Origin of the sequence: Gordonia sp. DT218 (genome assembly GCF_049847105.1) — a bacterium.
Classification (GTDB): domain Bacteria; phylum Actinomycetota; class Actinomycetes; order Mycobacteriales; family Mycobacteriaceae; genus Gordonia.
In genome coordinates this window covers 420,929-440,639 of sequence record NZ_JBNCNS010000001.1, presented here as the reverse complement: position 1 = coordinate 440,639, position 19,711 = coordinate 420,929, and the positions used below count along the sequence as shown (strand labels likewise).

Annotated in this window: 18 protein-coding genes; 8 read left to right on the top strand and 10 right to left on the bottom strand. The window is 66.0% G+C overall.

Annotated features, from left to right (window positions below; genetic code table 11):
* Nucleotides 1-37: 37 nt before the first annotated feature.
* A complete protein-coding gene (locus ACPXCG_RS02055) occupies nt 38-1,591 on the bottom strand; it encodes an ABC-F family ATP-binding cassette domain-containing protein (RefSeq protein WP_425788619.1) in 1,554 nt (517 codons plus the stop codon).
* Nucleotides 1,592-1,834: 243 nt separating this feature from the next.
* On the opposite strand from ACPXCG_RS02055, the gene ACPXCG_RS02050 reads away from it, so the two are divergent.
* Nucleotides 1,835-2,839, top strand: coding sequence for an enoyl-CoA hydratase/isomerase family protein (locus ACPXCG_RS02050; protein WP_425788617.1), 1,005 nt, complete (start codon nt 1,835-1,837; stop codon nt 2,837-2,839).
* A 5-nt stretch (nt 2,840-2,844) separates the two neighbouring features.
* Here ACPXCG_RS02050 and ACPXCG_RS02045 read toward each other — a convergent pair whose 3' ends face one another.
* Both ACPXCG_RS02045 and ACPXCG_RS02040 read right to left on the bottom strand, forming a co-directional pair.
* Complete coding sequence (locus ACPXCG_RS02045) at nt 2,845-3,636, bottom strand: hypothetical protein (RefSeq protein ID WP_425788615.1); 792 nt, start codon at nt 3,634-3,636, stop codon at nt 2,845-2,847.
* Nucleotides 3,637-3,640: 4 nt separating this feature from the next.
* Nucleotides 3,641-5,248 (bottom strand): peptide chain release factor 3, encoded by a 1,608-nt coding sequence (locus ACPXCG_RS02040; protein ID WP_425788613.1) that lies wholly within the window; start codon nt 5,246-5,248, stop codon nt 3,641-3,643.
* A gap of 97 nt (nt 5,249-5,345) precedes the next feature.
* Here ACPXCG_RS02040 and ACPXCG_RS02035 point away from each other — a divergent pair, with 97 nt between their 5' ends.
* Entirely contained in the window at nt 5,346-6,353 is a 1,008-nt protein-coding gene (locus tag ACPXCG_RS02035; RefSeq protein ID WP_425788611.1) for a DUF559 domain-containing protein, read from the top strand.
* Here ACPXCG_RS02035 and ACPXCG_RS02030 read toward each other — a convergent pair.
* Complete coding sequence (locus ACPXCG_RS02030; RefSeq protein WP_425788609.1) at nt 6,308-7,324, bottom strand: beta-ketoacyl-ACP synthase III; 1,017 nt, start codon at nt 7,322-7,324, stop codon at nt 6,308-6,310. The two genes, ACPXCG_RS02035 and ACPXCG_RS02030, sit on opposite strands and share 46 nt — an antisense overlap.
* 51 nt (nt 7,325-7,375) lie before the next feature.
* Nucleotides 7,376-8,044, bottom strand: coding sequence for a PadR family transcriptional regulator (locus tag ACPXCG_RS02025; protein ID WP_425788607.1), 669 nt, complete (start codon nt 8,042-8,044; stop codon nt 7,376-7,378).
* 225 nt (nt 8,045-8,269) lie between these two features.
* Between ACPXCG_RS02025 and ACPXCG_RS02020 the strand changes: the two genes are divergently transcribed.
* On the top strand, nt 8,270-9,307 hold the full coding sequence (locus ACPXCG_RS02020) for an ATP-binding cassette domain-containing protein (RefSeq protein WP_425788605.1): 1,038 nt from the start codon (nt 8,270-8,272) through the stop codon (nt 9,305-9,307).
* Complete coding sequence (locus tag ACPXCG_RS02015) at nt 9,304-10,065, top strand: ABC transporter permease (protein ID WP_425788603.1); 762 nt, start codon at nt 9,304-9,306, stop codon at nt 10,063-10,065. The genes ACPXCG_RS02020 and ACPXCG_RS02015 overlap by 4 nt, the downstream gene beginning before the upstream one ends.
* Nucleotides 10,066-10,336: 271 nt before the next feature.
* Here ACPXCG_RS02015 and ACPXCG_RS02010 read toward each other — a convergent pair whose 3' ends face one another.
* The 3 genes from ACPXCG_RS02010 to ACPXCG_RS02000 all read right to left on the bottom strand — a co-directional run bounded on the left by ACPXCG_RS02010 (nt 10,337) and on the right by ACPXCG_RS02000 (nt 12,792).
* On the bottom strand, nt 10,337-11,356 hold the full coding sequence (locus ACPXCG_RS02010; RefSeq protein WP_425790437.1) for a beta-ketoacyl-ACP synthase 3: 1,020 nt from the start codon (nt 11,354-11,356) through the stop codon (nt 10,337-10,339).
* Between the two features lie 205 nt (nt 11,357-11,561).
* Nucleotides 11,562-12,128 (bottom strand): aminoacyl-tRNA hydrolase, encoded by a 567-nt coding sequence (gene pth, locus ACPXCG_RS02005; protein ID WP_425788601.1) that lies wholly within the window; start codon nt 12,126-12,128, stop codon nt 11,562-11,564.
* 19 nt (nt 12,129-12,147) lie between these two features.
* Nucleotides 12,148-12,792: a 50S ribosomal protein L25/general stress protein Ctc gene (locus ACPXCG_RS02000; protein WP_425788599.1), complete on the bottom strand. Its 645-nt coding sequence runs from the start codon at nt 12,790-12,792 to the stop codon at nt 12,148-12,150.
* Between the two features lie 275 nt (nt 12,793-13,067).
* Here ACPXCG_RS02000 and ACPXCG_RS01995 point away from each other — a divergent pair, with 275 nt between their 5' ends.
* On the top strand, nt 13,068-13,511 hold the full coding sequence (locus ACPXCG_RS01995) for a limonene-1,2-epoxide hydrolase family protein (RefSeq protein ID WP_425788597.1): 444 nt from the start codon (nt 13,068-13,070) through the stop codon (nt 13,509-13,511).
* 9 nt (nt 13,512-13,520) lie between these two features.
* On the opposite strand, the gene asnB is transcribed toward ACPXCG_RS01995, so the two are convergent.
* Both asnB and arsC read right to left on the bottom strand, forming a co-directional pair.
* Nucleotides 13,521-15,362: an asparagine synthase (glutamine-hydrolyzing) gene (gene asnB / locus ACPXCG_RS01990; protein WP_425788595.1), complete on the bottom strand. Its 1,842-nt coding sequence runs from the start codon at nt 15,360-15,362 to the stop codon at nt 13,521-13,523.
* 133 nt (nt 15,363-15,495) lie between these two features.
* On the bottom strand, nt 15,496-15,837 hold the full coding sequence (arsC, locus tag ACPXCG_RS01985; RefSeq protein WP_425788593.1) for an arsenate reductase (glutaredoxin): 342 nt from the start codon (nt 15,835-15,837) through the stop codon (nt 15,496-15,498).
* 159 nt (nt 15,838-15,996) lie between these two features.
* Here arsC and ACPXCG_RS01980 point away from each other — a divergent pair, with 159 nt between their 5' ends.
* The 3 genes from ACPXCG_RS01980 to ACPXCG_RS01970 are packed head-to-tail and all read left to right on the top strand — an operon-like array spanning nt 15,997 to nt 19,711.
* Nucleotides 15,997-16,779: a crotonase/enoyl-CoA hydratase family protein gene (locus tag ACPXCG_RS01980; RefSeq protein ID WP_425788591.1), complete on the top strand. Its 783-nt coding sequence runs from the start codon at nt 15,997-15,999 to the stop codon at nt 16,777-16,779.
* Complete coding sequence (locus tag ACPXCG_RS01975; RefSeq protein ID WP_425788589.1) at nt 16,776-18,758, top strand: acetoacetate--CoA ligase; 1,983 nt, start codon at nt 16,776-16,778, stop codon at nt 18,756-18,758. Before ACPXCG_RS01980 ends, ACPXCG_RS01975 begins: the two co-directional genes overlap by 4 nt.
* Nucleotides 18,755-19,711 (top strand): 3-hydroxyacyl-CoA dehydrogenase NAD-binding domain-containing protein, encoded by a 957-nt coding sequence (locus tag ACPXCG_RS01970; RefSeq protein ID WP_425788588.1) that lies wholly within the window; start codon nt 18,755-18,757, stop codon nt 19,709-19,711. The genes ACPXCG_RS01975 and ACPXCG_RS01970 overlap by 4 nt, the downstream gene beginning before the upstream one ends.

Below are 19,711 nucleotides of genomic sequence, written 5' to 3'. Positions count from 1 at the left end.
CATGTCGCGGTCAAACGGCGGGGTCACGGCTCGCTGATCAGGTCTCGGGCACCTCGACCGTGCGGTCGATCGCGATCCGGTCGAGGAAGCCGACGTCGTGCGAGACCACCAGCAACGCACCCGACCATTCCCGGACCGCCTCGACGAGTTCCTCGGTGGTGTCGATGTCGAGGTTGTTGGTCGGCTCGTCGAGGATGAGGAGCTTGGGGGTCGGGTCGGCGATCAACGCCGTGGCCAGCGCGACCCGCAGTCGTTCTCCGCCCGAGAGTTCGCGCAGCGCCCGGTCGGCGCGAGCGCCCCGGAACAAGAAGCGTGCGAGGTGTGCGCGGACCTCCTGGACCGGGACGTCGGGGTGTGCGTCCGTCACCGCCTGCGCGATGGATCTACGGTCGTCGTCGAACACGATCCGCTGCGGCACATAGGCGTATGGCACCACCACCCGGCCGGCCGCGATGAGGTCGGAGATCAACGTGGTCTTCCCGGAGCCGTTGCGCCCGGCCAATGCGATGCGCTCGGGCCCGTCGATCCGTAGCCGCTCGTCGTCGATCACCTGTGCGCGCGAGGAGATCTCGACCGGCGGCATGGTGATCCGTGCCGTGCGGTCGTCGCGGATCTCGTCGCGCGCCGAGTCCAGGCGGGATGCCGCCGCGGACACGTCGTCACGATGTGCGTTGCGCAGCTTGCCGGCCGACACCTGTGCGGCATCGCGGCGGAGGTGGGCGACGATCTTCGGTACCCGCTTCTCCCGTTCCGCGGTCGCCGCGGTGCGAGCTCGTCGGTCGAGCTTGATCTGGGCCTCCACCATCTCGCGACGCTGCTTGCGCACGTCGTTCGCGGCGGTTGCGACCGCCGCCTCGGCGGACTCCTGCTCGGCGTCGAGGGTGTCCCGGTACAGCGAGTACGGACCACCGAAGAGCCTGATGCCGCCTCGGTACAGCTCGAGGGTCGCATCGACCCGTTCGAGGAGCTCGAGATCGTGGCTGACCACCACGACCGTTCCCGAGAATCTGTCGATCACGTCGAAGAGCCTTGTGCGCGAGGCGCTGTCGAGATTGTTCGTCGGCTCGTCGAGGAGCAGCACCGCCGGGCGGCGGATCAGCTGTGCGACGATCGCGAGGAGGGTGGCCTCGCCGCCGGAGAGTGCTCCGATTCGCCGGTCGAGATCGGTGGGCAGACCGAGCGCCGACAGCTGGCCGACCGCTCGGTCCTCGACATCCCAATCGTCACCGACAGTGCCGAAGTCCTGCTCATCGACCGACCCGCCCTCGATCCGGCGCAGGGCGGAACGGATCTCGTCGATGCCGAGGACGGTGGCGACCGAGAGGTCGGGATCGTCGTAGGGATGCTGGCCGACCATGCCGACATCACCGCGGACCGAGACGCTGCCGCGCAGAGGGGTCAGCTCCCCGGCGATGAGTCGCAACAGAGTGCTCTTGCCTGCGCCGTTGACGCCGACAAGGGAATAGACGGCGTCGGGAACGTTCAATGAGATCTGGTCGAAGACGGCGGTACCGTCGGGCCATCCGAAGGCCACGTCGGACAGGGTGATCGAGGGGGACGGCTGGTTGCCGGTCGCTGAAGATGCAGTCATGAAGGGACTCCTGAGGTGGTGGGCGATGGCCTGCCTGTGCCGGAGCACGGCGGCGGTTTCGGGCCTACCTCAGATGTTCATGACTGAGACATCACTCCTCGGTTCGTAAGGTGTCGGCGTGCCGACGTCGCCGTCCACGGTAGCGCGGCGGGGCCGTGGTTGCCAACCGCTGTTCCGAAGCCCCCGCCGCCATCGCCGATGTCCCGCGCGATATCGCCTCGGCGAGGCGGCTACCGTGACCCCATGTCGTTCATTCGCACCTCGGTCGCCAACGGTGTCGGTGAGATCATCCTCGACCGGCCGAAAGCTCTCAACGCCCTGGATCAGACCATGATCGACGACATGCACCGCGTGCTCACCGAATGGGAGGACGACGACGGTATCGAGACGGTGCTCGTGACCTCCGCAGGCGATCGCGCCTTCTGTGCCGGTGGCGACATCCGGGCGATCCGCGAACATGCGGTCGCGGGGGAGCACGATGCGGTGACGAAGTACTTCGCCGCCGAGTACCGGCTCGATCAGTTGGTGGCGAACTACGCGAAGCCGTATGTGGCGGTCATCGACGGGGCGGCCATGGGTGGCGGCCTCGGGATCAGCGTGCACGGTGAGGTGCGGGTGGTGAGCGAGAAGGCGTTGATCGCCATGCCCGAGACCGCGATCGGGTTCTTCCCTGACATCGGCGCGACATATTTCCTGCCCCGGCTACCAGAGGGGGTCGGGATGTGGCTGGGGATGACCGGTGCTCGGATACGTGGCGTCGACGCGGTGGAGGTCGGTCTCGCCACCCACTTCGTCGAGTCAGCCGACATCGGTGATGTCACCGACCGGCTACGTGACGGGGAGCCGCTCGTCGAGGTCCTCGCCGGCCATCGCGATCGTCCGGCGGCCGAGATCCCGTTGCGCAAGGTGGGCGAATACTTCGCCGACGAGAACGTATCGGCGATCATCGGGGGCCTCAAGGGGGCGGTCGGCGACGACTGGGCAACCGAGATGGTCGATCTGATCGAACAGGCATCGCCGACCAGTCTGTGGGTCACCGCGGCGATGATCGAGGCCGGCGCGCGTTCCACGCTCGACGAGTGTTTCGATCGTGAACTCCATGCGGCCGAACAGATCACCAGGACCGGTGACTTCGCCGAAGGTGTGCGTGCGATCCTCGTGGACAAGGACCGGCGGCCCGAGTTCGCGCCCGATTCGGTCGACGACGTCGACCCGGATGTGGTGGCGCGCATCATCGGGGTGGTGTGAACCGGTCACGGTGTCAGTTCGAACCACCCGGACAGGGTGACGCTGCTCCGTGAGCCGGTGGTGGTGGGCATCGTCGGCGAGGTGGGACTGCTCGGTGAGGTCGGCGTCGATTCGTCGGTGTCATAGGTGACGTCGTCGTCGGGCGCGAACGGGTTGGCTTCGCTCTGCGCGGCCCGCTGACAGGTGAACGCCGCGGCCGCGCGTCGGGACGACATCGCCGTGATCTTCAGTGGGCACGAGGTCGAGTGATAGTAGGTGCCGTTTACGGAGACGCCGATCGCCGCATTGATCGCTTTCGACAACGGCCCCACTTTCGGACGGGTGTCGCCGATCGGCGGGAGCACGCCACCGGTGAGGTCGCTCGCCAGGAACTCGACCTGTGCGCCGTCGGTGCCAGGTCCCTTGAACACGAACAACAGGGTGTCCGGCGGCACTTCCGGGCGAGCATTGCCCCACCTGCTGAACCCGAAACACGCGGTGTCGTCGTCGCCCACGACGGCCGAGGCCGGGACACCACCGGGGTTGTCCCGATCGGCGACAGGGGAACCACCTATCGCCACCCGTATTGCGCCGGAACGGAAGTCGAGGTCGGCCCCGGTGCGGTCGATGCGGCCGGTGTCCGGCGTCTCGCGACATTCGGCGGCGTCGAGATGGGCGGATGCGGTGGGGCCGGGTGGCGCCGACGACGACGAGGCCGGCGGGTCCTGGCTGTCGCCGGTGCCGCAGGCTGCGATGACGGAGACGGCCGCCACGGCCGCGAGCCACCAGGCGGTGCGACGGGTGGCCGTGTTAACCACAGGCTCAATCCGCTGTTGCGACAAGGGGTTCGAGAGTGAGATCAGGGTGTTCCTTCTCGATGTACTGTAGTCGCCACTTGTCGCTGAAGAGGGCCAGCAGTGCGCCGTCGCTGCGGGTGAAGACTTCGACGCCGCGCTGCCGGCCGAGTTCGGCCGCGCTGTCGGCGTCGGTGCGACGTGCCAGGCTGTAGCCGAGCGGCTCGATCGTGGTGGCGACGTTGAACTCCGCCTTCATCCGTGCCGTGACGACCTCGAACTGCATCGGGCCGACGGCGGCGAGGACCGGGGAGGCGTCGCCACGCAGTTCGTTGCGCAGGACCTGCACCACGCCCTCGCTGTCGAGCTGGTCCATCGCCTTGCGGAACTGCTTGTACTTGTCCGCCGTGTTCACCCGCAGCGCCGAGAAGTGTTCCGGGGCAAAGGACGGGATCGGCGGATACTGCACCCGGGGATCGATGAACAGGGTGTCACCGGGCGCGAGGGCCATCGCGTTGACGAGGCCGACCACATCCCCGGGGTAGGCCTGGTCCACGGTCGACCGATCACGGCCGAAGACGGCCTGGGCGTACTTGGTGGCAAAGGGTTTTCCGGTCTGCGCGTGGGTGACCACCATCCCGCGTTCGAACTCGCCGGAGACGATCCGCATGTAGGCCAGCCGATCCCGATGACTGGCGTCCATCCCGGCCTGCACCTTGAAGACCACTGCGCTGAACGGGTCGGTGACGTCGCGTACGGTTCCGTCGACGTCGGTACGCCCGGTCGGCGGGGGTGCGAGTTCCACCAGCGTCTCGAGAAGCTGGCGCACACCGAAATTCAGCATCGCCGACGCGAAGATCATCGGTGATGTCTGACCGGCGAGGAACATCTCCTGATCGTGGTCCTGGCCCATTTCGGTGAGCAGTTCGCTCTCCTCGAGGGCCGTGGTCCACTCGTCGCCCTCCCGCGCTGCCGCGTCGTCGGCACCCATGATCTCCTCGGGTGCCACCTTTGCGCCGCCGGCAGTGCGGGTGAAGCGGATGTACTCGCCGGTGCGGCGGTCGAGGAGGCCGCGGAAGTCGCCGGCGATGCCCACCGGGAAGTGCAGCGGTGTCGGTGTGAGGCCGATGCGCTCGGTGATCTCGTCGATCAGTTCGAGCGGTGTCTGGCCGGGACGGTCCCACTTGTTGACGACGGTGATGACCGGGATGCCCCGGTGGCGGCACACCTGGAACAGCTTGAGCGTCTGTGGCTCGAGGCCCTTCGCCGCGTCGATGAGCATCACGGCGGCATCGACGGCGGTGAGGACCCGATAGGTGTCCTCCGAGAAGTCGGCGTGACCGGGGGTGTCGACCAGGTTGATCACATTGGGCAGGTCGTCGCGGCCGTGCTCGCCCACGAAGTTGAACTGCAACGCGGTGGAACTGACCGAGATGCCGCGGGCCTTCTCCATCTCCATCCAGTCGGAGACCGTGGACTTGCGGCCCGCCTTCCCGTGGATGGCGCCGGCCTCGCTGATCATCCGGGCGTGCAGTGCCAGCGCCTCGGTCATCGTCGACTTGCCCGCGTCCGGATGCGAGATGATCGCGAAGGTGCGACGGCGGCTCGCTTCGCGGGCGACGGCTTCAGAACTCACTCGAGAAGGCTACCGTTCGGGCGCTGGCCAGGCCAAAATGCACCAAAAGTTGCCGCTTGGTTCGCTCCACGGACCAAGCGGCAACCTCGGTGGGTTGATGGAACGGCCGCTACGCCGCGTGCGTCGAATGTGTGTGAATCCAACACGTGCAGTTCGGCGCCACCTGGCCGATCGAGATGGTGTCATCACCCTGAGGGACGCGCTCGGATGCGGGTTGAGCCGTGCGGCGGTGAAGCGCAAGGTCGCCTCGGGCGAGTGGGTGCGTGAAGCGACCGGGGTATATCGGGCTGCCGACCATTCGCGGACGCCGCGCGCTCGTGTTCGGATCGCCGTCGCATCTGTCGGCACACGTGCAATTCTCTGCGGACCGATCGCCGCGTGGTGGCACGGCCTGGTCGACGACTTCCCGGAATCCATCACCGTCGCGTCGGAGACGAAAGGGCATCACCGCGGGGCGGTGGCGTGGGTGCGCATACGACATCGCAAGTACGACGACGTCGATGTCGTCGAATCGGACGGCGTCAGGGTGACGGCGGTCCCGGTCACTGTTCTCGACACCGCCGCCGAAACCGGGAGGTCGCAGGCGGTCGACAACACATTGCTCCGTCGCCGTGTCAGCCTCGACGAACTTGCCGGCGCACATGCGAGGTATCCGAGGAGGGTGGGAGTGGCGTCCACCCGCCGACTCCTCGAAGCACTCGAATCAGGTGCGCGTTCGGAGGCCGAACGCGCGGCGGTGGACGTATTCCGCAGCCGCGGTATATCCGGGTGGTGTGCGAACACGATGGTTTGCGGCTTTCTCGCCGACTTCGTCTTCGACGCAGAGAAGGTGATCGTCGAGATGGATGGGTTCGCGTTCCATCGAGATGCCGAGGTCTTTCAGCGTGATAGGACGAAACGCAACACCTGGCTGGCTGCGGGGTTCACGACGCTCAACTTCACGTGGGATGACATCACCACCCGACCCCACGACGTCGCAGCGCGCGTGACGGACTCGCTCGGCCAGAAGTTGCCCTCAGGTCCGCTCAGCGGACCAAACGGCAACGTCAACCGACCGGATCATTCGAACGGAACAGGCGGCAGTTTGACGACCTGCGACGCATAACTCAGGCCGGCTCCGTACCCGAGGAGCAGCGCGGTCTCGCCCGGCTTCGCGGCGCCGGTCGACAACAGTTCTTCCATCGCCAGCGGGATCGATGCTGCGGAGGTGTTGCCGGTGTGCTCGATGTCGTTGGCGACGACGGTGCCCTCGCGCAGTTTCAGGTTTTTGGCAAGGAGGTCGTTGATGCGAGAGTTCGCCTGATGCGGGACGAAGACGTCCAGATCCTCGGCGCCGACCTTCGCGGCGTCGAGTGCGCGCTGGGCGACCTTGCCCATCTCGAAGGCAGCCCACCGGAAGACGGCGGTGCCCTCCATGCGGAGGTACGGGCGATGGGTGCGGTCGCTGTCGAGGAAGGTCACCCAGTCGATGTCCTGCCGGATCGCATTGAACTGCGAACCGTCGCTGCCCCAGATCACGGGTCCGAGTTGCTGGTCCTCGGTCGGCCCCACGACGACGGCACCCGCGCCGTCGCCGAAGATGAAGCAGTTCGTGCGGTCGGTCATGTCCATCGTGATCGACAACTGTTCGGCGCCGATGACGAGCACATGTGTGGCGCTGCCCCCGCGGATCATGTCCGACGCCACGGCCATGCCGTAACCGAAGCCGGCGCAGCCGACCGTGATGTCGAAGGACGGGACGCCGTTGGCGCCGAGCTCGGTCGCGACCTTGGTGGCCCCGGCCGGGGTCAGCAAGAGGTGGGTGTTGGTCGCCAGGATCACTGCATCGATGTCGGATCCCGAGAGCAGCGCATTGGCGATGGCCTTGCGCCCGGCGTTGACCGACATCTCCATCACGGTCTCGTCGCGCCGCGCGAAGCGTCGCGTCTTGATCCCGGTGCGGGTGTAGATCCACTCGTCGGAGGAGTCGATCCGCTCGCAGATCTCGTCGTTGGTGACCACCCGCTCGGGGCGGTACGCACCGATGCCGAGCATGCCGATGTTGTTGATCCCGGCAGTGTCCGCGATGACAGCCATGAGTGTCCCTTTCACTATGCGACCCGCCATAGACGGTCTCACATCGGCGCCCTACTGGGAAGTAGCGTTGCGCGCGGGCTGCCGCTGCCCGATCATCTCGCGATATCGATCGCGGTCGGCGGTCATCTGATGGCCGGGATCGTCGGCGGGAGGTGTCCAGCCCCGGGAGCTGAGGTCGAGCCGCCCCGATCGCAGGTCCTCGACGACGTCGGACAGCCAGAGCAGTTCGGCCCGAGCTTCCGCACCCCACAGCTGCATTCCGCGGAAGGCGTGCGGCGGTACGTGGGGGTGGTCGTCGGCCCGGCTGTCGACCGGGAACTCGGTCACCGCAGCGGCGAGAGTCTGGTGGCGACGCTCGAGGAGCTCGAGCGCTGTCTGCTGCCCGAGCATGGGCAGCATCCCGAAGGCGGCATGGAACTCGCGACGGTCGAAGACATTCACCGTGACGATCGCATCGGTCAGCAGCCGGTCGAACTCGGTGCGGCCGGCACCGGTCAGCTCATAGACCGCGACGTCCCGCGCCCCGTCGGTGAGGTCGTGGCGGACGGCGAGATGATCGGTCACGAGCCCGCCGAGGCCGTGATAGATCGAGCCGGGATTGACATTGGCCCACTGATCGACCTGCCAGGACATCAGTTCGCGCCGGATCTGGTAGCCGTTCACCGGCTCGAACAGGGCAACGGCACCCAGCAGCAGTAATCGAGTGGTGGTCGCTGCCATGTCCACGAGGGTAGGTCCAGATCCGCGCTCGTACCAGGACCGTTGTTGTCCTCGATTCGATGAATCCTCGAGGTGAGGCAAGTCAGCCTCTCTGAGCTGCGAGCGTCGGATCTCGCCGTTGACTTCCGACGTACAGATTGGGATAGTCGAATATATTCAAACTTGAACAGTCGGAGATCCGAACGGTGCGGCTCGGGAGTTCCGACGGACGCGAAGGGGACAGGCATGATCCATGCACGCGGGCTGGTGCAGACATTTCACACCGGCCGTGGAAAACAGAAGCGGGAGGTCCGCGCCGTCGACGGTGTGGACCTCGACATCGCGGAGGGGGAGGTCGTCGGCTTCCTGGGTCCGAACGGTGCAGGTAAGACGACCACGCTCCGGATGCTGACCACGCTGTTGCGGCCCACAGCCGGTACGGCGACCGTCAACGGGTACGACGTCGTGAAGGACTCGGTCATGGTGCGTCGCAGCATCGGCTATGTCTCTCAGGCGGGCGGCGCCTTCAGTCAGGCGCAGGCCGGCGACGAGGTGGTCGACCACGGGATGCTCTACGGGATGACGCGCTCCGCAGCCACCGCCCGCGGTAAGGCCCTGTTCGCGCAGTTGCAACTTGACGGCCTCTGGGACCGGATGCCCAAGAACATGTCCGGCGGACAGAAGCGTCGTCTCGACATCGTCATGGGTCTGGTGCACGATCCGACGCTGGTGTTCCTGGACGAGCCGACCACGGGTCTCGACCCGCAGGCACGGGCCAACCTCTGGGAACACATCCGGCGGCTGCGTTCGGACACCGGTGCCACGGTCTTCCTCACCACGCACTATCTCGACGAGGCCGACGAGCTGTCCGATCGCATCATCATCATCGACAACGGCCGCATCGTGGCGGCGGATACGGCCGACAATCTCAAGGCCACGGTGTCGGGTGACCTCGTCGATCTCGAACTCTCCGACGACGCGATGGTCGCCGTCTCCGCGGAGAAACTCGGTGCCATCGGCAGTGATGTGGAAACCGACGGACGCCACGTGCGTGGCCGGGTCCGTCGCGCTGGTCGTGAGGTGCCGGGCCTGCTCCGCGAATTCGACGCCGCAGGCATCAACCTCGATTCGATCGAGGTGATCCGCCCGACCCTCGACGACGTGTTCCTCACCCTCACCGGTCGTTCGCTGCGGGACGCCCAGGACGAACAGTCCGCCGACGATTCCGTTGTCGCCGAAGGATCTCCGGCCCACGAGTCGGCCCAAGGAGTGTCACAGTCATGACTTTTCTTCGCGAGAGCAACATCGTGTTCCGTCGTCAGATCCGGATGAACCTGCGGAACCCCGCGTGGGTGCTGATCGGCGTCATGCAGCCGATCCTCTATCTGTTGCTGTTCGGTCCGCTGCTCACGCCGTTGGTGAGTCAGTTCCCCGGCGGCGCCGACAACGCCTACACCTTCCTCGTCCCCGGACTGCTGGTCCAGCTGGGCATCTTCGGCGCGTTCTTCGCCGGATTCAGCCTGATCGGCGAGTGGCGGGAAGGTGTCATCGAGGCCGAGCGCGTCACCCCGGCCAGTCGCACCGCGCTACTGACCGGACGCCTGTGGCGTGACGTGCTCCAGCTGTTCGTGCAGGCGGTCATCCTCGTCCTGCTCGGCCTGATCATGGGGATGCGCGGGTCGTTCGTCGGCATCGTCGTCGGCATCCTGATCACCATGATCGTGGGCGGCGCATGTGCGGCCGCGTCGAATGCACTGGCCCTCACCACCAAGAGCGAGGACGTGATGGCGCCGGTCATCAACATGGTGATGATGCCCGTGCTGTTGCTGTCGGGCATTCTGCTCCCGATGACCCTCGGGCCCACCTGGCTGCAGAAGCTGAGCGACTTCATGCCGTTCAAGTGGGTCGTCGACGGCGTGCGCAATTCGTTCGCAGGCGACATCGCGTCGTCCTCGGTCGCCTGGGGTCTGATCACCGCGATCATCCTGGGAGCGCTCGGAACCTGGTGGGGGACCGCGGTCTTCCGCAAGGAGAACGCGTAGGGGCGGGAGATCTCGATACGGCGCCTCGCTGCGCTCGGTGCCTACTCGATCGGCTGGAGGTCCCGGCGCCTCGCTGCGCTCGGTGCCTACTCGATCAGCAGAAGGGATACGGCGCCTCGCTGCGGTCGGTGCCTACTCGATCGGCTGGAGGTCCCGGCGCCTCGCTGCGGTCGGTGCCTACTCGATCAGCTGGAGGTCCTGCTGGTTGAGTAGCCGCGCGAGCGCAGCGAGCCGGCGTATCGAAACCCGCTGTGCCCCCACGAGAGCGGCCTCAGTCGAGACTGCTCTCTCGGGGAGCCGGGGGAAGCGTCACGACGGCCCCCGCGTAGCTGAGTCCGGCACCGAAGCCGAGTAGCAGTGCGGTTTGTCCGCCCTTCGCCTTGCCGCTCGCGAGCATCTCCTCCATCGCCAGCGGGATCGAGGCCGCCGATGTGTTGCCGGTGTTCTCGATGTCGTTGGCCATCGGGACGTCGTCGGCGAGCCCGAGGTTCTTCTTCATCAGTTCGTTGATGCGCGCGTTGGCCTGGTGCGGCACAAAGATCTCGATGTCGTCGATACTCACGCCCGAGGTCTCCAGCACGGTCGACAGGGCCTTCGGCAGGGTGATCGCGGCCCAGCGGAACACTCGCGGGCCCTGCATCGTGACGACCATCCGGCCGACCGGCTCGGACTCGGGGTCTTTGTGCTGGAACTCCTCGGCGCGGTCCATGTATTCGGGGATGTCCCAGTTCTGGCCGATCGCCTCGGCGTTCTCGCCATCGCTGCCCCAGACGGTCGGCGAGATCCCGTTCTCGTCACTCGGGCCGACGACGACGGCGCCGGCGCCGTCACCGAAGATGAACGCGGTGTTGCGGTCGGTCGGCTCCATGACCACCGACATCGTCTCCACACCGACGACGAGCACGTACTCGGCAGATCCGGCGCGGACGGTGTCGGCCGCGATCCCGAGGCCGTAGCCGAAGCCGCCGCAGCCGGCGGCGACGTCGTAGGCGGGGATGCCGTTGAGCCCGATGTCGAAGGCCACGATCGGCCCGCCGTGGGGGATCTTGGTCTTCCAACTGTTGGTGGCCAGGATCAGGGCGCCGATCTTCTCCTTGGCGACACCCGAATTGCGGATCGCGCGTTCGGCGGCCGCGGCCGCCATCGATCGCGCCGACTCGTCGCCACTGATCCAGCGACGATTCCGGACGCCGCTGCGCTCGAAGATCCATTCGTCGCTCGAATCGAGCTTTTCGCACACCTCGTCATTGGTCACCAACCGCTGAGGCCGATACGCGCCGATGCCCAGCATCGCGACGTTCTGGTGCCCGCTTCTCGCCGCAATTCCCACCGCTGTCTCCATCCCTCGTCGATCGATCGACTGCGATTGTAGGCCTTCATTACCGAGAAGTAAGAAAGCTTTCGTCGCCTTTGCGATCCCGTATCCGATTCGACGCCGATCTCAGGGCGCGACCGGCCAGACGGGCAGGATCGCCGGTTGGCGCGTGGCTGCCCGCTCACCAGGCGTGGACGACGTTCTGCGCGGCCTCCAGGCCCTGCGCGATCAGCATCTCGGTGGCGCCGATGCCATGCGCGATCAGCAACTCGACGTCGTCACGAGCCGCCGACGGAAAAGGCTTCAGAACGAAATCCGCGGGGTCCTGTCGACCGGGTGGCCGGCCGATCCCGAGCCGGACCCGCAGGTAGTCACGGGACCCGATCGATTGGCTGACGGAACGCAAACCGTTGTGGCCGCCCTCGCCGCCGCCTTGCTTGAGCCGGACCAGGCCGACATCGATGTCGAGTTCGTCGTGCAGGACGATCAGGTCGCCCGGCGGGACCGAGTAGAACTTGGCCAGGGGCCCGATCTGTCGCCCGGCCTCGTTCATGTAGACCCGGGGTTTCGCGACGAGGGCCTGGTGACCGGCGACGGTGAGGGGCGCGACCTGCGCGCCCGACTTCTTGTGCAGCTTCCACCGCTCGCCGGCCGAGGCGACGAGGCCATCGGCGACCATCGCGCCGATGTTGTGCCTCGTCTTCTCGTATTTCGGGCCGGGGTTACCCAGCCCGACAATCAGTTTCACTGATCAGTGGGGGACAGGATCACTCTGCCGACTCTTCGGCGGGAGCCTCGGCATCGTCCTCGGTGCCCGGGGTCTCCGCGCCGGCATCTTCGGCCTCGTCCTCGAGCTGCGAAGCGGTCGGCGCCTCGTTGACGGCGACGATGAGCATCTCCGGATCGCTGATCAGACTGACACCCTCGGGCAGGTCCAGGTCGGATGCGTGGACCGCGTTGCCGGGCTCGACCCCCTCGACGCTGACGACGAACTGCTCGGGGATCGACAGCGCGTCGGCCTCGATCTCGATGTAGCTGGTGTCCTGGGTGACCAGGGTGCCCGGGGCTGCGTCGCCCTCGACGACGATGTAGACCTCGACGGTGACCTTCTCGCCCCGGCGGATCACCAGGAGGTCGACATGCTCGATGTAGTTGCGGATCGGGTGCACGTCGATCTGCTTGGTCAGGGCGAGCTGGCTGGTGCCCTCGATGTCGAGATCGATGATCGAGTTGGTGCCGCTGTTACGCAGGATGGCCGCCAGCTCGAGTGCCGGGAGGCTGAGGTGCTGCGGATCGGTGCCGTGGCCGTAGAGCACGGCGGGGACGTTGCCCTCGCGGCGGGCGCGACGGGCGGCGCCCTTGCCCTTCTCGGTGCGAGTGGTGACCGTCAGCTTTGCGGTCTCAGTAGCCATGGTGTTCTCCTCGTTCGGCGGTTCGGGTGAACCGCGCTGGTTCGGTGGGTTGGGTCGCGGTGAGCGACATCGACCCCGAACCATCCGGCGGGCCCTCAGATGCCCGCGGAGGAGATCCGCGATGATCGCGCCGATAACGGTGATCGCTCACCCTCGCCGAGACAACGCAGGAAAGGATAGTCGATGGCCACGCCCGATGTCACATCGCACCCGGCCTCCACAGTGCGGGGGCGAAGAGTGTTCCCGTAACCGCTCGTCACAGGCATACTGGCCCCATGACCTCACGAACACCGATCGACATCGTCACCGAGTTCCTCGACGAGTTGGCACGGGGAGACTCGGTGGCCGCCCTCGAGAACGTGGACGAGAATATCGCCTACACCAATGTCTCGACGCCCACCGTTCACGGTAAACCCAAGGTGGCGAAGATATTCCGGGGAATGGACAACCTCTCCTGGGCGGGCTTCAACTATCGGATGATCAACGTCTCCGCCGACGGTGCGGTGGTCCTCACCGAACGCGTCGACGAATTGCGGATCGGCCGCGTCGCCATGCAGTTCTGGGTGTGCGGACGATTCGAGGTCGCCGAAGGACGCATCACGGTGTGGCGGGACTATTTCGACTATTGGGACATGACCAAGGGCCTGGTGAAGGGCCTGGTCGCCGCGGTGATCCCGGCGGTGCAGAGGCCCTTGCCCACAAGAGCGCTCACCGCTTAGCGGTCGACGTCAGGCGACCTGCAGGTCGGGCGAGTACATCTCGATCCAGTGGTAGAGATCGAGCACCCGATCCATCTGCGTGCGGATCTCGGGCGACACAGCATGTGCCGACTCCGCCGTCATGGCCTTGACGGCGCGGTGGTCGACGAGATCGAACACCTGATGGCCCCGCTCGGCGGCGATGTCGTCCAACTGCTGCTGCAGGGTGACGGTGTACTTGAGGTCCTGGGTCGACGGGTACGGGCTCTTGGTCCGGTCGACCACCGACTGCGGCAGCACGTGTTTCGTCGCATGACGTAGCAGGCTCTTCTCGCGACCGTCGAAGGTCTTGAACGCCCACGGTGTGTTGTAGACGTATTCGACGAGCCGATGATCGCAGAACGGAACACGTACCTCGAGACCGACCGCCATGGATGCGCGGTCCTTGCGGTCCAGCAGCATTCGGACGAAGCGGGTGAGGTGAAGGTGGCAGATGACCCTCATCCGCCGTTCCTCCGACGATTCGCCGTCGACGGTGGGGATCGCGGCGAGGGCCGTCGCGTACTGGTCGGAGACGTAGGAGTCGATGTCGAGGGTCTGCTGCATCTCGGGCGTGAGCATCGCGTACCGCGAACGGGTGAGCGCACTGCCGAACGCCAGCCACGGGAAGGTCTCCGAGTTGCGTGAGCCCTCATCGAAAAACCACCGGTAACCGCCGAACACCTCATCGGCGGATTCCCCGGACAGCGCCACCGTCGATTCGGCACGGATCGCTTTGAACAGCAGGTAGAGCGAGCTGTCCATGTCTCCGAGGCCGGCCGGGATGTCGCGGGCCCCGATGACCGCCCTGCGCACCGCGGGGTCGGTGAGATCCGCGGGGTCGAGCATGACATCGCGATGCATCGACCCCACATGCGTTGCGACGTCACGGACATATGGTGAGTCGGGAGTGTCCCGCATCTCGTCCGGCCGGAAGTTCTCCTCCTGGTCGACGAAATCGACCGCATAGGTGTGTACGCGGCGGCCATCTTCGCCCAGGTGTGCGGCAGCGAGCCCGGTGAGCGCACTCGAATCCAAACCGCCGGAGAGCAATACGCATCGGGGTACGTCGGCGATCAATTGCCGGTTCACGATGTCGGTCATCAGCTCCCGCACGTGATCAACGGTGTCGTCGATGTCGTCGGTGTGTCCGTGCGCGGGCAGCGACCAATAGGTTCGGGTGGCGCAGCCATCCCGCGAGACCGTGACGATGGTGCCCGGCTCCACCTCGCGGATGTGCTTCCACATGGACCATCCGGGCGCCTTGGTGACCGCGAAGAGTTCGCGGAATCCATCGGCGTCAACGGTGTGCGGCACCAGCGGATTCGCCAGGATCGCCTTGGGTTCCGAACCGAACACCACGCCGTCGTCGGTCTGTGAATAGTAGAAGGGCTTGATACCCAGCCGATCCCGCACCATGACGAGCTGCTCGGTCCGACCGTCCCAGATCGCGAAGGCATACATGCCGTTCAATCGATCGACCACTTCGGTGCCCCACTCGAGGTACCCGTGCAGCACCACCTCGGTGTCACTCTCGGTGTGGAACTCGTGGCCGGCGGTGGCCAGTTGCCCACGGAGCTCACGGAAGTTGTAGGTCTCGCCGCTGTAGACGATCACCACGTCGCCGGAGGGGGTGTTCGCGACCATCGGCTGTCGCCCCATCGGCAGGTCGATGATCGCCAACCGCCGATGTCCGAGACCGATGTGACGGTCGACGTAGGTGCCCACGTCGTCCGGACCGCGATCGCTCATCGTGGCGGTCATCTCGTCGAGAATGTTCTTCTTGCTTGCCATCTCGCGGGTGTAACCCACCCAGCCGGTTATTCCGCACATGAAACGCGTCCCACCTTCAGTGATTAGCGGTGCTAAATAAATTCGCAATTCCGTTGTAACACGGAACTAATCTGAAGGGCGACGCGCCTTTTCGCTCTCGCGAGGAATGTCCGAAAGGTCGCGTCGACGGGTGTCAGAGGATCTCGTCGAGCCTGTCCAGCGGTCGAGCGAGGCGAGTTCCCTTGTCGGTGACCACGAATGGTCGCTCGACAAGAATCGGGTGCTGGACCATCTCGGTGAGCAGATTGTCGTCGGGCAACGATGCGAGGTCGAGTTCTTTGTAGAGCGACTCGCGTTTGCGGACCGCGTCGCGGGCGGTCAGGCCGGCGTCCGCGATCAGTCGGGTCAGCTGATCGCGGGTGTATGGCTGATCCAGGTACTTCACGACGGTGGGTTCGATCCCGGCGTCGCGGAGCTTCTCCAGCGCCTTGCGGGAGGTCGAGCATTTCGGGTTGTGATAAATCGTCGCGTCCACGTCGAAAACCATACTCGCTGTTCACGGGCTCGTAGATGGTGCCGCTTCGGCAATCACCGCGGGGCGGTGGTTCGTCACCCGGTGCCGGTTTTCGGCGGGCGCGTTGACGCGCGGCGGCGAGAGAGTAATAATCAGGAAACCTGATTATTAGGAGTCGGCATGGAAACAGCGCTACCCCCGTCACTGCGGGTCGAACGAGACGGTCCGGTCGCGATCTTGACGCTCGCGCGGTCGGAGAAGCGGAACGCCATCAGCGACACGATGGTCCGCGGTATCGAGGACTTCTTCCGGAACCTCGAACCCACCGTCAGAGTCGTGGTTCTCGCCGCTGACGGCGATCATTTCTCCGCCGGGCTCGACCTGTCCGAGATGGCCGAACGGAGCAGCTTCGAGGGGGTCGCCCACTCACAGATGTGGCATCGCGCCTTCCGGGAGATCGAGCAGGCGCCGGTGCCGGTCATCGCAGCATTGCGCGGCGCGGTGGTCGGCGGCGGACTGGAACTGGCCGCCACGGCGCATATTCGCGTCGCCGAACAATCGACGTTCTATGCATTGCCGGAGGGGCAACGCGGACTGTTCGTCGGCGGTGGCGCCTCGATGCGCATCCCACGGTTGATCGGCGTGTCGCGGATGATGGACATGATGCTGACGGGTCGCCGGTACAGCGGCGACGAGGGGGAGCGCATCGGCCTCAACCAGTATCTGGTGGAGGACGGCACCGGGCTGTCGGTGGCCATGGATCTGGCGAGGCGCGTTGCCGAGAACCCTCCGCAGACGAACTTCGCCGTCACCCAGGCACTACCGCTCATCGCCGAGGCCAATCCCCGTGAGGGTTCGATGATGGAATCGCTGGTGGCCGCGTTGGCCCAGGGCACGGACGATGCGAAGTCGCGGATGTCGGACTTCCTGTCCGGGCGCTCGGCAAAGGTGGCACGGCCGTGAGCGCGACGATCGCGAGTGGTGAGGTGACCTGGACCCCGCCGGCCGATGTCCGTCGGAGCACCGAGATCGGTCGCTTCCTGGGATGGCTGGAACAGCGTCGTGGATTGACCTTCGACGACTACGAGGCCCTGTGGCGGTGGTCGATCGACGACCTCGCCGGTTTCTGGTCGGCGATCTGGGAGTTCTTCGGTGTGGTCAGCCATACCCCGTACGACACGGTGTTGGCGGACGACTCCATGCCGGGTGCGCGCTGGTTCGCTGGCGCGACCCTGAACTACGCCGAGCACATGCTCGGCACCGCCGAGGACACCGACACCGTCGCGATCCTCGGCCGCTCGCAGACCCGCGACGATGTCGACCTGACCTTCGGGCAACTTCGCGATCAGGTGGCCCGCGCTCGAAAAGTGCTGCAGGATCTTGGCGTTGGTCGAGGTGATCGAGTCGTCGGATACCTCCCGAACATTCCGGAGACCTTGGTCGCATTTCTCGCGACTGCCGGCCTCGGTGCCACCTGGGCCAGTTGTGCCACCGAGTTCGGTGCGCGCAGCGTGGTCGACAGGTTCGGCCAGGTCGAACCGGTGGTGTTGCTGGTCGCCGGTGGCTACCGATACGGCCAGAAGGACATCGATCTGTCCGAACGCATTCGCGATATTCGGGCCGGACTGCCCACGGTGCGGGCGGTCATCGACATCGAGTACGGGCCATGGCGGGTGGCGGATGCGTTGTCGTGGTCGGCACTCCTCGATGAGGCCGGCAGCAGCGGCGACATCGGTGAACCGCAGTTCGACCCGGTGCCCTTCGACCATCCTCTGGTCGTGCTCTTCTCTTCGGGTACCACCGGCAAACCCAAGGCGATCGTGCACGGCCACGGTGGAATCCTGCTGGAGCACCTCAAGAACAACGCACTGTCGTGGGATCTCCAGCCGTCCGACCGAATCCTGTGGTTCTCCACAACGGCGTGGATGATGTGGAACGCATTGGTGTCGTCGTTGCTCACCCGGGCCGGCATCGTGATGCTCGACGGTGACCCCACCTACCCGGACCTCGGATGGCAGTGGCGAATTGCCGAAGAGGTCGGCGTGACCCTGATGGGTGCCGCCCCCGGCTACATCATGGCGTGCCGGGCAGCCGGACTCGACCTGAGCCAGGCGGATCTGAAGATCCGCATGGTTGCCTCTGCGGGGTCACCGCTGCCGCCCGAGGGCTACGCCTGGATACGTTCGCAACTCGGCCCCGAGGTGATGCTGAACGTGGGATCCGGCGGCACGGACGTGTGCAGCGGAATTGTCCAGAACAACCCGTTGCTGCCCGTCTCCGCCGGGCAGATCTCGGGCCGGGCGCTTGGTGTGGCGGCGTTCGCCTTCGATGACGACGGTCGCGAGATTGTCGATACACCAGGCGAATTGGTCATCACCCGGCCCATGCCGTCGATGCCGGTCGGACTCTGGGGCGACACCGACGGCACACGGATGGGGGAGACCTATTTCGATCGTTGGCCCGGGGTGTGGCGGCACGGGGACTGGATCACGTTCGCCCCCGACGGTAGCTGTGTGGTCTCCGGTCGGTCCGACGCGACATTGAACCGTGGTGGAGTCCGACTGGGTACCGCCGAGTTCTATCGGGTGGTCGAGGAACTGCCAACAGTGCAGGACAGCCTGGTGGTCCACCTGGAGGATCCGGCAGGTGGCAACGGTCGGCTGATCCTCTTCGTGGTGCTCGCCGACAGCGCCACCCTCGACGAGACGTTGAGGAAGAGCATCGCGAGCGAACTACGCACTGCGCTGTCCCCGCGGCATGTTCCGGACGACATCGTCGAGGTAGATCTGGTGCCACGCAACCGAACCGGCAAGAAGCTGGAGATTCCGGTCAAGCGGATTCTGCAGGGCGCGCGACCAGATCAGGTTGCGAGCAAGGACTCGCTGGCCGTCCCGACCGCCTTGGACGCATACACCGCATTTGCCGAGCAGGTGCAGCGATGAGCGAACAGAACGGTGGCGTGCAGCGGGTGGCCGTCGTCGGCGCCGGTGCGATCGGGCTCAGCTGGACTGCGTTGCTGATCGGCCGGGGGGTCGATGTGGTGCTGGCCGACCCGGCCCCGGAAGCGGAGGACCGAGCCATCCGCACACTGACCACGATGCTGGGGGAAGCCCCCGCCGACCTCTCGCTGGTCGCAGATGCCGCCGAAGCTGTTGCCGACGCGGACTTCGTGATCGAGGCGGGTCCCGAGCGCCTCGACCTCAAACGGCGATTGTTTGCCGAGCTCGACGCCGTCGCGCCCCCGCATGTGATGCTGACCAGCAGCTCATCGGGGCTGGCGGCCAGTGATATCCAGCTCGACTGCACCCGTCACCCGGAACGAGTACTGGTGGCGCACCCGTTCAACCCACCTCATCTGGTCCCGCTGGTCGAGGTGGTCGGCGGCCGGCTGACCACTGAAGAGTCGGTGCTGATGACGATGGAGATCCTTCGCGGTCTGGGCAAAGCGCCCATCCGGCTGCGCCGGGAGCTCCCCGGGCACGTGGTGAACCGATTGCAGGCCGCCCTGTGGCGTGAGGCCTACTACCTGGTCGAACAGGGCGTGGTGTCGGTGACCGACCTCGACCAGGCCGTCGCGAACGGACCCGGCCTGCGGTGGGCGCTGTTGGGACCGCTTGCCACCCAACATCTCTCCGGTGGCGACGGTGGTCTGCAGCACGTGTTGGAGCACCTCGGCCCGCCGATGCTGGACTGGTGGCAGGATCTGGGTACGCCGGAATTCACTCCGGCCCTGATCGACACCCTGGTCCGAGGCGTCACCGAGGAGATGGGCGGCCAGGAGCCCGCGGTGCTGGCACGTCGAGATGCGGCTCTGCGGGAGTTGCTGGCCACCAAGGCCGAACTCGATCTGACCGTGATGCCCGGGGCGCGGGAACCGCAGGCGAAAGGCGATTGA